Origin of the sequence: Aquiflexum sp. TKW24L (assembly GCF_023502205.1) — a bacterium.
In the GTDB taxonomy this organism is placed as follows: Bacteria; Bacteroidota; Bacteroidia; order Cytophagales; family Cyclobacteriaceae; genus Cognataquiflexum.
This window is the reverse complement of record NZ_JAMFLG010000024.1, coordinates 35915-49322: the sequence shown is the minus strand read 5'-3', so window position 1 is coordinate 49322 and position 13408 is coordinate 35915. Positions and strand designations below refer to the sequence as shown.

Here is a 13408-nt window from a genome sequence, read left to right as displayed (position 1 = left end):
GGGTTCAAAACCCATGGAGGGTTACATAAAAACCACCCAGACTCCCATTTTTCTCCCATGCTGCAACTTCCCTTTGTCTCCAAAAAACTTGCCCAAAGCAGCAACTTCAGCATGAGTTTGTTTGCAGCGGTGATGGCATTTTTGACCTACAGCAGCATGTATGCTTTCAGAAAACCTTTTGCAGCGGCGACTTTTGAGGGGGAGTTATTTATGGGAATGGACCTGAAAGTCTGGTTGATATTGGCGCAGACTTTCGGCTACATGGCGAGTAAATTCTATGGCATCAAGATGATCTCCGAACTCAAACCTGAGAGACGGGCGGTTTTGATTTTGACTTTGATTGGTATTTCCTGGATGGGGTTGTTGGGCTTTGCGGTGCTACCTGCTCCATTCAATATCCTGTGTTTTTTGATCAATGGATTTCCTTTGGGATTGATTTGGGGATTGGTTTTCCATTATCTGGAAGGGAGAAAATTTACCGAAATGATGGGCAGTATCTTGGCTGTAAGCTTTGTATTCTCCTCCGGTTTGGTGAAGACAATAGGCAAATACCTCATGGATGATTGGGGTGTTACAGAAAGTTGGATGCCTTTTTGGACAGGCGGAATATTTATGCCTTTGCTTTTTGTTTCGGTTATTTTGCTCAATCAGACTCCTCCACCCAATCAAAATGATGTGGCACTCCGATCTGTCCGGACGCCAATGTCAAAGAAAGAAAGAATGGCTTTCTTCAAAGCTTTCAAGCCGGGAATCACCATTCTTATCCTAGTATATGTGGTACTTACAGCCCTCCGTGATATCCGCGATAATTTTGCCGTAGAAATCTGGGAAACGATGGGAATCAACGTCAATCCCGAATTGCTTACCCAAACAGAAATACCAATTACTTTAATTCTTTTGGTCATGATGGCGCTCTTGGTGCTTGTCAAAAACAACCAAAAAGCATTGTTTCTGTATCATTGGATCATCATAGCGGGACTTTCCTTAGCAGTGGGAGCAACTTTACTTCTGCAGATCGGCGCTATTCCACCTTTTCTTTGGGTGGTCTTGACTGGCACAGGAATTTACATGGGATATATTCCATTCAATTGTCTGCTTTTTGACAGGCTGATCGCTTCTTTCAAATCCGCCGGAAATGTCGGATTCCTGATGTACCTCGCAGACAGTTTCGGCTATTTGGGTTCGGTGGCGATCGTCACCATCAAACAATTTGGGATTTTGCAAGACATGAGTTGGCATCTATTTTACACCCAAGGCATCTTGATTATGCTGAGTATTGGCGTGGGAATGATGCTTTACACCCTTTGGTATTTTAAAAGAAAAACAAAAACTTACGAGTCGGGAATAATTGAAAATATTACTTTGGCTCAGAAATATAACCTATAATGCAAGCATCAGCAATCGTCATTGGCTCAGGAATCGTCGGATTAGCCATCACCAGAGCACTTTCAAACAAAGGCTGGAAAGTCACCGTCATCGAAAGAAATCCCAAACCTGTTGGCGCCTCCATCCGAAACTTTGGAATGGTATGGCCTGTGGGACAGGCTCAAGGAGCAACTTTTGACAGGGCAATGCGGTCAAGGGCCATTTGGCTGGAGATGAGCAAAAAGGCAAAATTCTGGGCGGAAGAAACTGGTTCGCTTCATCTTGCTTACACCGATTTGGAAAATCAGGTGGTTGAAGAATATGTGGCAGCCATGCAGGGTATCAAATCAGCCTTTCATTTAAATCCCACACAGACAGCTGAAAAAAGTCAGGCTGCCATCTTGAATGGGCTGAAAGGTGCACTTTGGACAGAGGAAGAAATGATCGTTGATCCGAGAGAGGCAATCTGGCAAACGGCAGCTTACCTCGAATCTCTAGAAAATGTGACTTTCGAATGGAATAAAGCGGTCACTGAAATCAATGGAAATAAAGTCAGATCAGGGAAGCAAACCTGGGAAGCTGATCAGGTTTTTGTCTGTAGTGGAGCAGATTTTGAAACACTCTATCCCGAAATTTTTGATGCCACGCCTATCACCAAATGTAAACTTCAGATGATGCGCCTCGTGAATCAACCGGAGAATTGGCGCATCGGTCCCCCACTCTGTGCTGGCTTAAGTTTCATTCATTACAAAGGGTTTCATGTAGCACCTTCCTTGGCCAAACTTAAGGCAGTATATGAGGAACAATATCCGGACTTGTTGGATCTTGGGATCCATGTGATGGTTTCCCAAAATGGAAACGGGCAACTGACAATCGGTGACAGCCACGAATATGGAAGGCATTTGGATCCTTTTGACAGAGAGGATATCAACAAAAAGATTACTGACTTTTTGAAGACTTTTGCGGCATTCAAAGACTGGACTTTGGAATCTTCATGGCATGGGATTTATCCAAAAATGACCAATGGGGCTACTGAATTTGTCCATCAAGTCAATTCGGATGTATGGATAGTCAATGGCATGGGCGGGGCAGGGATGACTTTGTCATTCGGACTCGGTGAAGAAGTGGTGGAGAAAATCAGCTAAAGACTAGGGTATATTTAGATATCCTGCTATTTTTCAAAATGGAAAACGAAATCTTGGTTCAGATCAGTCAAAAGATCAAAAGCATCAGAAAAGATAAGAACCTTACCATCCAGGAAATCGCCGAAAGGGCAGGCGTCACAAAGGGTTTGATCTCCCAAATCGAAAATTCCAGGACGCTACCCTCCTTACTTGTCCTGATGCAGATTATCCGGGCACTTGAAGTTGACCTAAACTTCTTTTTCAATGACCTCAGTCTGGACGGCAGGGAAGCGCCGATTTTGGTGCTTAGGAAAGAAGAGTACTCCAAATTCGAAAAAGAACCGGCTTCCGGCTATCAGTATGAGCGGATCTTTACAAGAAAAATCAAATCAGGAGCAGTCGATTTTGTCCTGCTGGAAATCATGCCCGGGTCGGTCAGGAATTTTGTGACCACCGATGCTTTCGAATTCAAATATATCCTTCATGGTACCGTCAAGTACGTTTTTCGTGATCAGACCGTCGAACTTTTCGAAGGAGATTCCATGCTTTTTGATGGACGTCTTGAGCACAATCCTGTCAATGAGGGAAAGGAAATCGTAAGGATGCTCGTTGTTTATTTCTTTGAAAATATGGAGTAAAAACGATATCTCATTTCATTTTTTGATGGTGAAAACATCAATAATCTCTCCTTCCAGATTGTACGTCCGAAGCTCCAAGGAATCTCCAACGACCTGGACAGTACAATAATGATGTCCTCGGAGGTTCTTGGCAGTAAACCAAGCACGGGTTGGGGCATTGTCCTCCAAGTTGCCTCCCGCTCCTCCTGCCTGTATATAGAGCGTTCCATTTTCAGAATCGACTTTGTCCCCTTTCAAAGGATGAGACCGCATATAAGTATGCAGGTGTCCGAAGAAAACCATATCCACCTCATTGGCTTCAATCAGTGAAATAAGCCCTTTAAGTTGTGGATCGCCTTGGTTTCCGGGTCCTTCCCAAGTATTGCCATAATCATCTTCATCTGCAGAATAGGGTGCATGATGCAGCACGACAAATTTCCATTTCGATCCACTTTTGGCCATTTCATTTTCAAGCCAAAAATATTGTTCTCCTCCTTTTTGAAGGTCTTTTCGAGGATTGCTGTTGAGCATAAAAAAGGAAGCGTCTCCATATTCAAAACGGTAAAAGCCCTTTTCACTGGTCTGAGGATGGTATTGCCTGTACCAATGAAGATCGCCGTCACCATTTCCCGGAACAGTTGCGATAGGAATCCTAGAGGTTAAGGCACCAACTCCCTAAAAATATTCCATCGTCCACTCAAACTTGGAATCTTTGAAACCACCATCTGTCAAATCCCCTAAATGGATCAGAAAATCCGGCCTTTCTTCCCAAAGTCTTTGGGCAACTTGGTTGTTGATCTGTGGCCTACTTTCCGTGTCGCTGATGATTCCAAAAAGAAAAGGATTTCCTTTTGGCTTTGCTGTTTGGAAAGAAAGAACTGGAGTAGCTAATTTTTCAGCGCTTTCAGTTTCAAACTCAAATTGGTAGAAATAGGTAGTCCCGGGTTTCAGATTTTCCAAAGTGGCTGTACTAATTGGATTTGTTGAGGCATCGAAGTTTCTTGATATATCCAAAGGAAGTTTTTCTCCATAAGTCAAAATGGCTTTTGCGGCCCGGTCCGTTTCCCAAACCATTTGGGCAGAGTTCTCACTGATATCATTGAGGTAAGGACCTGCCATGAGATGGAACTTGTCAGAATAAAGCTTTCCAGCGCTGATCTGATTTTCTACTTTTTGAAACAAATTGGCAATTTGGTGCGCTGAGAGGGCTTGTTGGTATATCGCTGTTTTTTTTACGATATCATGAGCTTCCATGTAGGGTTCATTTTTCAGGAAGGATTTAAGAATCAACTGACTTCCTTCCAAATCTCCCCCGAATTCCTTTTGCCAAACCAAAACCCCTTGTTCAAAAAGTAGGAGATTTTTACCATCAAAGTTTAGCAAATAATGGTTCCAGTATTTTTTCCATGCTTTAGAATTGAATCCTGATTCCTCCCAAATACCCTTTTCAATCATGCCGGGAGTCACTTTTTTGTCAAATACTGAAATAGCCAATCCCAAGTCCTTTTCATTCCAAAATTCCCAAGAGATTCCGACCGGATTAATGACATGGTTGAGCAAAAGAAACTCCAAGGCAAATGGTTTGGAAAAATTGACAGTTTGGCTTTCAAATGGCTGATAGATGGCCGAAACAGGTTCATTGAGGCTGTTTGGTGAGTCAGAAAAACCTCCACCGAACTTTTGAAAATTCTTCAAAAAATCGGTCTCTTGAAAAATTTTTGTAGCTGCATTTCTTGGAAGATCATACTGATTCCAAAACCAAAATTCTTGAGCAGGTTCGGGAATTGAATCAGAGGATTGAAGTGAAGCCTTTGGAAAGAGCAATGAAAAAAGAATCAGAAAAGTCAGCATTGGAGTTGAAATTTTGTTTACCAATACTAAACAGAAGAAAAATGAAAGAGATGAAGAGGGTGTTAAGAAACTGATAAATAATCATCAATAGGAAAAGCCATAACTGAAAGTTTGAGATTTTCAGTTATGGCTTACACAAATTGGTTTTACCTGTTCTTTATCTTGCAAAAGTAAACGAAACCAATACCCGATCAGTCAATTTCTGTTCTTCAGGACTAAAAGTCGGTTCCTGATAGGATTCAGACATGTCCTTGGCCATCATCGCTTTTGCATTACGCATGACAGGCATAATGATATTTCCTGAAGAATAAGAAACCCTGTGAACTTGGAGTTTGGACAATCCCAAGGACTTGGCGATCACTTCAGCTTTTGTTTTGGCATCTGCTATCGCCAATTCAAGCAACTTGGAAGAAGATGATTTTCTAAGCGCATCAGACACATTGAATTGCATGTTGTAGGTCATGTCTGTGGTCTGATGGAGCGCTTCGGTGATTTTGATCAGATTTTGATCGGCAACTTTCACTTTTACTTTGATGGTCTGCGATGCTACGTACCCGCTGTCTTTAGAGGAATTATTACGGTAAATTCGGTTTATATTCACATAATAATTATCAACAGTGAAGGTATATCCATCGACCCTAGTCTTTTTCAGCGCATCCTCGATGGATTTTGTTTTCTTGTTCAATGCATTGGTAGCATCAGCCACTTTCATTGCTTTCTCTGATAATGTGAGGTAAATCAATGCCTCATCAGGCATGATTCCCAATTCACTCGTTCCTTCCACTTCGATCAAGGGAATGTTATTTTCCTGCGCAAAAACAGAACCTATTAAGAATAAAAACGGCAATGCAAATAGTAGCTTTTTCATATTATTGGTTTTTAAGTCTTGTACGGAAGATTCAAAACTTAGGCCAGTTTTTTCTCTATTACCAAAAAGGATTTTTATCAGAATCCTGCCTCATATCAAAGAGATTCAATACAACCAATTGGTTATCATACATTCCGTAAACTACTTTAAAATATGTTAAAAAATTTAAACTCCTTATTCCAGGAAGCTCTGATTCTCTTCCGATAAAAGGGTTTTGTAAAATCAACTCCAGTTTTTGATCCAAATCATTTTTGATTTTTATTGAATAAGAGAAACTTTGTATCCTGTTTTTCCAGTATTCTAATATTTCAAAAAACTATTCCTCGGCTTCTTCTGTTCAGATTACTTTCTGATCCATTCCTTAAACCTTTTGTCGATTTCCTCTTGGCTTTTTACTTTTCCCTTTTCAAATTGAGCTTTGGATTTTAAGATCGAATCGATTTGTTTTTCAGAAAATGAAATGTCTTGATCGAGGACTTCATCTTCTAAAAATTTATAGATTTTGTCGAGCAAATCATCATCTTCGGTATGGTTGATGATGTTGATAATTTTTTCCTTAAGTGTATCCATGAAAGAGATTTTATGACAATTTAATGAAATTTAAATGGCGTTTCTCAAAATAATCAATCATCAAAAGATAAAGCAAATGAATCAAAAATCTTATTTTCCCAAATCCAAGATATCCTTGATTTTGTTGGTTTTTTCCATTTCGTGGTGCAATCCTTCGTAGTCATCGGCAATGATTTTGTCACGGAATTTGGAAAGGTTGGAAATGTACAAGCTCATCGCTTCAAGGATATTTTTCTTGTTTTCCTGCATGATAGGCGCCCACATCCCCGGTGAACTTTTGGCTAATCTGACCGTCGACGCAAAACCACTGCCCGCCATGTCAAAGATGTTTTTTTCATCTTCCATTTTGTCCAAAACAGTCTTGCCCAGCATAAACGACGTGATGTGCGACAGGTGGGATACGAAGGCCAAATGCTTGTCATGCTCCTCGGGATCCATAAACCGCAGTTTCATGTTCAGCGCTTCCAATACCTCATAGGCTTTGGCTTTCAGATGGATATTAGTCTTTTCCATTTCGCAGATGATAAATACCTTTCTGTCTAGAAGGTCTGCTTTGGCTGCCTTTGGACCTGAATATTCTGTACCTGCGATGGGGTGACCGGCAAGGTAATGGTCTCTTTTTGGATGCTCTTCAACTGCCCTACAAAGCAATTCTTTGGTAGATCCAAAATCCATCACCAAGGTTTCAGGAGAAATTTCATCAAGGGTTTTGAGCAGCAATTCCGACAAAGTATTTGCCGGAGTTGCCAATACGATGATGTCGGTGTCGGTGTCGGGTTTTTCTTTGACTTCATCAATGATACCCAAAGTCAGGGCATCTTGGAGGTTTTGCGGATTGGAATCAAATCCTGTAAAATGGATTTCCGGCTTTACTTGTTTCAATGCTAGGGAAAAAGATCCTCCTAAAAGACCCAAACCGATAATGTGTATTTTTTTCATTTGTTGAAAATGTATGTGGGTGATGCGTTTATGATATTCGTTTTATTGCTTCTTTGATGGATTCTTCCTTGACACAAAGTGAAAATCGCACATATCCTTCACCTTGAGATCCAAAAATATGTCCGGGTGTGATAAAGATGGATTTGTTGTAAAGGAGGTCATCGACCAATTCAACTGATTTTTTACCCTCTGGCAATTTAGCCCAGACAAACATCCCCGCTGTGTCTCTTTCAAATTCCAAACCCAATTTCCCCCCCAATTCCCAGACGAGTTTCCTTCTTTCAGAATAGATTTCATTCAACCCATCATACCAATCCTTTCCCAAGGACATGGCAGCAATGGCTCCTTGTTGAATTCCTAGGAACATACCGGAATCCATGTTGCTTTTGACTTTGGTGATCGCAGAGATCCATTCGGATTTACCCGAGACAAAACCAACACGCCAACCAGCCATGTTGGAGGTCTTGCTGAGTGAATTGAGCTCCAAAGCTACCTCTTTTGCGCCTTCAATCTGGAAAATACTTTTGGGATTATCTTCCAAAACAAAGCTGTACGGATTGTCATTGACTATAACGATGTGGTGCTTTTTCCCAAATGCTATAAGCATTTCAAAAACCTTCAAATCAGCCTTTGCTCCTGTAGGCATATGCGGGTAATTGACCCACATGAGTTTGACTTTGCTAAGGTCCATTTTTTCTAATTCTTCGAAATCAGGATACCAGTTATTCTGTGGTTTCAAATCATAATACACCGGATCAGCCAAAAGCATTTTGGTCACCGAAGCGTAGGTTGGGTAACCGGGATTTGGTACCAACACCTGATCTCCCTCATCCAAAAAGGTCATGGAAATATGCATAACTCCTTCCTTTGAACCCAACAGGGGCAATATTTCCGTATCGGCTAATAAGGACACCCCATAATGTCTCTGGTAAAAATCTGCATAAGCACTTCGCAAAGCAGGGATTCCCTGATAGCCTTGATATCCGTGACTCGTGGGCAACAAAGAAGACTGGTACAAAGCCTCTATGACCGATGGATGTGGTGGCAAGTCTGGACTTCCAATACCCATATTGATGATTGGTTTTCCTTCCTCACGCAGTTGATTGACCTCTTTGAGTTTTTGGGAAAAATAATATTCCTGAATGCTATCTGTCCGTTTGGAAAATCCCTTCATCTTATTTCCTGCTTACATATTCCCCAAAAATCTTCACTTCTCCCCCATTTTGATTGACTGCATCGATGGCTTTCAAGTATTTGGCGTAATCGTCAAACTGCGCATCTATGAAAAAAGCATAATGCCAAGGGTTTTCGATAACCGGAATGGATTGGATTTTACTCAAGTCCAGGTCATTGTCACTGAGCAAAGTCAGAAGCTTTGCAAGACTTCCTTTTTCATTTCTGATCGTGATTTTAAAAGAAGCTTTATTGGGTTCTTCAGCTTGTAGCGGCTTTTCTTTTTGCAGGAGGATGAATCGGGTGAAGTTATTTTTGATTGTCTGAATGTCTTGAGCAAGCATTTCCAAACCGTAAATTTCTGATGCCGTCACACTTGCTATTGCTCCCAAGCCTTTGATTTTTTCGTCCGATATCCGCTTGGCAACAGTAGCCGTATCCACATCATCGATCAATTTGATGTCGGGATAATCCTCAAAAAACCGCTTACACTGTAGCAAGGCCATGGGATGGGACTTTACCTCTTTGATATCCGTAATTTTTTGTCCCAGCAAAACCATGAGGTTGTGGGAAATCGGTAAATAATATTCCTCAAAAATATGTAATTCGTGTCTGTCGATAAGGTCATAATTTGGGAGAATGGCTCCGGCTATTGAGTTCTCGATCGCCATGATTCCGTAAGGAACATCTCCTCTTTGTACTGCCTTGGCCACTTCCTCGAAAGTCCTGAAACCCTCGATTTCAGTATCAGCCCCAAAATAATTGAGCGCAACCTGATGGTGAAAAGAACCTGGAATACCTTGAATGGCGACTTTCATTAGATATGATTTATTTTTTTAAGGATTGGGAATAACCAAATCGAAATCCTCTATTCGTTCAAAATCCTTCACGTTTGCCTTTCATTTTTCAGAAGAGAAGTGAGATGTGAGACAAAATACTCAATGTCCTGTATCTTGTGTCTTATGTCTTGAATCTACCAAAGAAACATGTTTCCAAAAACTCGGATAGGATTTGTTTACAACTGTAGGTTCTTCAATGATCACATTTGTCTTGGTCATCAGCGGCATAAAAGCCATAGCCATCCTGTGGTCATCATAAGTATGGATCCTTACTTCATGCGGCATAGTTACTGATGGAATCAAAGTAAACACCTCATTTTCTCCTTCTACAAGTTGAGCATTGAACTTTGCTAATTCTTGTTGAAGTGCATATATCCTATCGGTTTCTTTAATTCGGAGGCTTTCCAATCCGGTAAACCTAGTCTTTTGACCGATGATCGCACAGGTTACAGCGACTGTCTGGGCCAAGTCAGGACAATGGGTAAAATCCCAAGAATCAAGTCCCTTGACAGGTTGTTTAGTGAGTTTGACTCCCCCATTTTGAAATTCACTTTTGACACCTAGCCTGTCCATGATGTCCACGATTTTAGAATCTCCCTGCAGGCTGTTTTCTTTCAGGCCTTCCAAAAAGAGCTCCCCTTCATCGGCACAAGCTAATAAACTGAACCAATAACTTGCTCCCGACCAATCGCTTTCGACATTGAAATGGGTAGGTTGATAAGCTTGATGGGAAACTTTGATGAAATTTCCTTCCCAAGTATACTTTATACCAAAAGCAGCCATGAGTTCAAGGGTCATTTCGATATATGTCCTCGATCCGATTTTTCCTGTCAGTTCCAATTCGAGTCCCATAGGAAGCACCGGCGCAACCATCAACAGTGCTGAAATATATTGGGAACTCACATCTCCCCGGATTGTGATTTTATTTGTTTTTTGTTCTTTCAGGCCATGAATGGCCAAAGGAGGAAAACCTTCAATATTCATGTAATGAATCTCTGCGCCGATTTCTCTCAGCGCATCCACCAAAATCCCGATAGGCCTTTCACACATGCGTGGTGTTCCGGTCATGACTTTGTTTTGGTTGGTCACCGCAGTGTAAGCAGTCAAAAACCGCATCGTAGTACCTGCATCCAAGACATCAAAAATAGCGGTATTTTCCTTCAGCAACCGGATCATGGTTTGCGTATCACGGGCTTCGGCCAGATTACTTAACTGATTTTCTCCATCAGTAAGCGCATCAATCACTAGTGCCCTGTTACTTTCACTTTTTGAAGAGGGAAGCGGGATCACTGTTGGCTGGAAAGCACTAATCTGGCTTAGAAATAAAGTTTCCAAGATTTGATTCATTGGTTTAATGGAACTTGGGAGGTTAATGATTCGTAAAATGAGATGGCTTCTTTGATTTCAATGGTAGTTCCTTTGATGTTATAATCGCAGTTGCCGATTCTTCTCAAAAGTGAAAAATTAATTGTGGAATCTTCATTTTTCTTATCCTGACTACACAATTTGATGATGTCGTCGATATCCGATTCAGGAAATTGAAAAATCCCATAAATTTCGGTAAGATTTTCAGTGATAGTTTCCAAATCCTCTTTAGGCAATCCTGATTTTTTATGAGAAAGGTAAGCCTCGCAAACCATCCCTACCGCAATGGCTTCACCATGCAGCAAATGTTTATCGGTATTGAGGTAAAAAGACTCGAAAGCATGGCCGATAGTATGTCCAAAATTCAAAATTTTTCGCAATCCAGCTTCCTTAGGGTCTTTTTCTACCACTTCCCTTTTGATCTGAACAGACTTTTCAATGATCTCCCTCCAATTTTGCTTTTCCCAATCTGCGATTTTGAGGCAAGAAAAGTAGTTGGCATTTTGGATCAAGCCGTGCTTCAAAACCTCTGCGTAACCAGACCGGAGCTCGTTATGAGGAAGTGTTTCGAGGAAAATTTCAGAAATCAGAACCAGTTCAGGTTGGGTAAAAACCCCAATATGGTTTTTGAAACCATTGAAATCAATCCCCAATTTTCCTCCGACACTTGCATCTACCTGAGAGAGCAGAGTTGTAGGGATGTTGATGAATCGGATCCCTCTCTTGTAAGTGGCTGCACAAAACCCTCCCATATCCCCTGTCACGCCCCCACCAAGATTGATGATCAAAGCCTTTCTGTCAAATCCTTCATCTGTCATCCATTGCCAGATTTGGGTACAGGTATTGAGGTTTTTATTGGCTTCGCCTGCAGAAAAAGAAAAATGTTTATGGCCTTCCGGCAATAGGTTCTCGATAATCGGATAGCAGAATTTTGAAGTATTGGAATCTGAAATTACCCCTAACTGGGAATAACCCAGTTGGTTCAAGTATTTACTCAGATCAAATGAGATATTGTTGGAAAATATTACTGACTCCAAAATATTAGGAATTTAAGGTATAAATAGAAAATCTATTTTTGGAGGTAAGAAGTGAGAGGTAAGAAGTGAGGACAGATACCTCTTACCTTTTACTTCTTACCTTCATTTTTTCACGGGAGTAGCTTCTCTCAATTGCTTTTCTTGTCTTTTGACAGATTCCTCATGGATGCAGTAGAGCAATTCTTTCATGAATTTTTCAGAAAGGTTTTTCTGAACTCCCTTTTGGGTACGTGATTCCATGACAAATTTCCATCTGTCAGATTGAAAAACAGTTAAGTGATGTTCCCTTTTGTATGCCCCAACCTGATCAATAAGCGAAAATCTTTCTTGAAGAATATCCAATAACTGGTCATCCAAATGATCGATTGCTGATCTGAGATCATTCAGTCTTTCTCCAGGATTTTCACTACCTATGGTATCTTTGAAATCTATCAATGATAGGATTTCTTTCAACCTTTTTGGAGTCACTTGTTGCTTGGCATCAGACCAAGCATTGTCTGGATCGTGGTGCGTTTCAATCATCAAGCCATCCAAACCAAAATTTATTGCTCTCTGAGAAGTTTCAAGAATTCCCTCCCTGTTTCCAACGATATGGCTCGGATCATTGATCACTTCCATTCCCTTCCACTCTCTTTTCAAGTGAATCGGCATGGACCAATTTGGCTTGTTTCTGAATCTTTTGTCATAAGAGTCAGAAAATCCACGGTGGATCGCAGCCAATTTGTTGATTCCAACTGAATGCATTCTTTCCAAAGCCCCGATCCAAAGCTGCAAATCAGGGTTCATTGGATTTTTGATCATCACCGGGATGTCCACACCTTTTAGCGCGTCGGCAATCTCCTGCACAGCAAATGGGTTGACAGTAGTCCTTGCTCCAACCCAAAGCACATCCACCTTATGTTTCAAAGCCAACTCCACGTGCGCAGCATTTCCAACTTCGGTGGTAATAGGAATATTGAGGTGATGCCTTACGATTTCCATCCATTTCAAACCTTCTTCACCAATACCTTCAAAGCTTCCCGGTCTGGTTCTTGGTTTCCAGATTCCTGCTCGGAACATATCCGGAATCATGTTTTCCTTTTTCATGTCCAAGCAGACATTTTCTATCTGCTCAGGTGTTTCTGCACTGCAAGGTCCTGCAATGATGACATGGCCTTCTATTCCGAATCCCCAGTCTTTGATTTGTAAATGGTCTTTCATGATTTGATAGGTTTAATAAAAAAAGCCCGACTCTTTCGAACCGGGCTTTTTTTGCTTTATGAATTTTTAGATTTTTTCTAGACAATAAGCAGCTCCGATTCGACTTTGAAGGCGAAAGTAAAAGTAATAGAAGCTAAAGAAGGCGAATGCTGCGATTAACATGTTCCAAAAGTAAGTGGCTCTTTTTTAAAAACAAATTAATTAATGAATAATTTCTTGCTTATTGTTCAAAAATCGGACTATCTATTAATTATTCAACAATTACATTCAGAGAAGTGATAAAAATCAAAATATAATTCTGCTGAGATTTAAATGAACAGGGAAATTATTCAATTTTCCAACCCAAATTAAGGTAATTCCTATTTGCTGTCCAAATTGGGCTTTACCTACTTTTTATACCAGATTTATGCTACCAAATAACCAAACAATCCCCTACCCCATGAGGTTTTTTTAATATATT

Annotated in this window: 14 protein-coding genes; 3 read left to right on the top strand and 11 right to left on the bottom strand. The window is 40.8% G+C overall.

Annotation, left to right across the window (positions count from 1 at the left end):
• The first annotated feature begins 57 nt into the window (after positions 1-57).
• The 3 genes from M3O96_RS15275 to M3O96_RS15265 are packed head-to-tail and all read left to right on the top strand — an operon-like array spanning position 58 to position 3127.
• Positions 58-1386 (top strand): DUF5690 family protein, encoded by a 1329-nt coding sequence (locus M3O96_RS15275; protein WP_249721953.1) that lies wholly within the window; start codon positions 58-60, stop codon positions 1384-1386.
• Positions 1386-2510, top strand: a complete 1125-nt coding sequence (locus M3O96_RS15270) for a TIGR03364 family FAD-dependent oxidoreductase (protein ID WP_249721951.1) — start codon at positions 1386-1388, stop codon at positions 2508-2510. The genes M3O96_RS15275 and M3O96_RS15270 overlap by 1 nt, the downstream gene beginning before the upstream one ends.
• Positions 2511-2548: 38 nt before the next feature.
• Positions 2549-3127, top strand: a complete 579-nt coding sequence (locus M3O96_RS15265; RefSeq protein WP_249721949.1) for a helix-turn-helix domain-containing protein — start codon at positions 2549-2551, stop codon at positions 3125-3127.
• Between the two features lie 15 nt (positions 3128-3142).
• Here the strand turns inward: M3O96_RS15265 and M3O96_RS15260 are convergent, their stop codons facing one another.
• The 11 genes from M3O96_RS15260 to M3O96_RS15210 form a co-directional block, all read right to left on the bottom strand.
• A complete protein-coding gene (locus M3O96_RS15260; protein ID WP_249721977.1) occupies positions 3143-3751 on the bottom strand; it encodes a metallophosphoesterase family protein in 609 nt (202 codons plus the stop codon).
• Positions 3752-3781: 30 nt separating this feature from the next.
• On the bottom strand, positions 3782-4957 hold the full coding sequence (locus tag M3O96_RS15255; protein ID WP_249721947.1) for a fibronectin type III domain-containing protein: 1176 nt from the start codon (positions 4955-4957) through the stop codon (positions 3782-3784).
• A 157-nt stretch (positions 4958-5114) separates the two neighbouring features.
• Positions 5115-5825: an SIMPL domain-containing protein gene (locus tag M3O96_RS15250; protein WP_249721945.1), complete on the bottom strand. Its 711-nt coding sequence runs from the start codon at positions 5823-5825 to the stop codon at positions 5115-5117.
• 58 nt (positions 5826-5883) lie between these two features.
• Complete coding sequence (locus tag M3O96_RS15245) at positions 5884-6069, bottom strand: hypothetical protein (RefSeq protein WP_249721943.1); 186 nt, start codon at positions 6067-6069, stop codon at positions 5884-5886.
• A 98-nt stretch (positions 6070-6167) separates the two neighbouring features.
• The gene (locus M3O96_RS15240) at positions 6168-6395 is read right to left on the bottom strand and encodes a hypothetical protein (protein ID WP_249721942.1); all 228 of its coding nucleotides are present in this window, start codon (positions 6393-6395) and stop codon (positions 6168-6170) included.
• A gap of 90 nt (positions 6396-6485) precedes the next feature.
• Positions 6486-7334, bottom strand: a complete 849-nt coding sequence (locus tag M3O96_RS15235) for a prephenate dehydrogenase (protein WP_249721941.1) — start codon at positions 7332-7334, stop codon at positions 6486-6488.
• Between the two features lie 28 nt (positions 7335-7362).
• The gene (locus tag M3O96_RS15230; RefSeq protein WP_249721940.1) at positions 7363-8508 is read right to left on the bottom strand and encodes a pyridoxal phosphate-dependent aminotransferase; all 1146 of its coding nucleotides are present in this window, start codon (positions 8506-8508) and stop codon (positions 7363-7365) included.
• A gap of 1 nt (position 8509) precedes the next feature.
• The gene (locus tag M3O96_RS15225; RefSeq protein WP_249721939.1) at positions 8510-9325 is read right to left on the bottom strand and encodes a prephenate dehydratase; all 816 of its coding nucleotides are present in this window, start codon (positions 9323-9325) and stop codon (positions 8510-8512) included.
• 120 nt (positions 9326-9445) lie between these two features.
• Positions 9446-10693, bottom strand: coding sequence for a 3-phosphoshikimate 1-carboxyvinyltransferase (locus M3O96_RS15220; RefSeq protein WP_249721938.1), 1248 nt, complete (start codon positions 10691-10693; stop codon positions 9446-9448).
• A complete protein-coding gene (gene aroB, locus M3O96_RS15215; protein ID WP_249721937.1) occupies positions 10690-11748 on the bottom strand; it encodes a 3-dehydroquinate synthase in 1059 nt (352 codons plus the stop codon). The genes M3O96_RS15220 and aroB overlap by 4 nt, the downstream gene beginning before the upstream one ends.
• Positions 11749-11850: 102 nt before the next feature.
• Entirely contained in the window at positions 11851-12948 is a 1098-nt protein-coding gene (locus tag M3O96_RS15210; protein WP_249721936.1) for a chorismate mutase, read from the bottom strand.
• Positions 12949-13408: the final 460 nt, after the last annotated feature.

Coding starts and splice junctions, on each gene's coding strand:
- M3O96_RS15275 (WP_249721953.1), top strand. CDS start 58: ATGCTGCAACTTCCCTTTGTCTCCAAAAAACTTGCCCAAAGCAGCAAC.
- M3O96_RS15255 (WP_249721947.1), bottom strand. CDS start 4,957: ATGCTGACTTTTCTGATTCTTTTTTCATTGCTCTTTCCAAAGGCTTCA.
- M3O96_RS15265 (WP_249721949.1), top strand. CDS start 2,549: ATGGAAAACGAAATCTTGGTTCAGATCAGTCAAAAGATCAAAAGCATC.
- M3O96_RS15210 (WP_249721936.1), bottom strand. CDS start 12,948: ATGAAAGACCATTTACAAATCAAAGACTGGGGATTCGGAATAGAAGGC.
- M3O96_RS15235 (WP_249721941.1), bottom strand. CDS start 7,334: ATGAAAAAAATACACATTATCGGTTTGGGTCTTTTAGGAGGATCTTTT.
- M3O96_RS15230 (WP_249721940.1), bottom strand. CDS start 8,508: ATGAAGGGATTTTCCAAACGGACAGATAGCATTCAGGAATATTATTTT.
- M3O96_RS15270 (WP_249721951.1), top strand. CDS start 1,386: ATGCAAGCATCAGCAATCGTCATTGGCTCAGGAATCGTCGGATTAGCC.
- M3O96_RS15225 (WP_249721939.1), bottom strand. CDS start 9,325: ATGAAAGTCGCCATTCAAGGTATTCCAGGTTCTTTTCACCATCAGGTT.
- M3O96_RS15240 (WP_249721942.1), bottom strand. CDS start 6,395: ATGGATACACTTAAGGAAAAAATTATCAACATCATCAACCATACCGAA.
- M3O96_RS15220 (WP_249721938.1), bottom strand. CDS start 10,693: ATGAATCAAATCTTGGAAACTTTATTTCTAAGCCAGATTAGTGCTTTC.
- M3O96_RS15250 (WP_249721945.1), bottom strand. CDS start 5,825: ATGAAAAAGCTACTATTTGCATTGCCGTTTTTATTCTTAATAGGTTCT.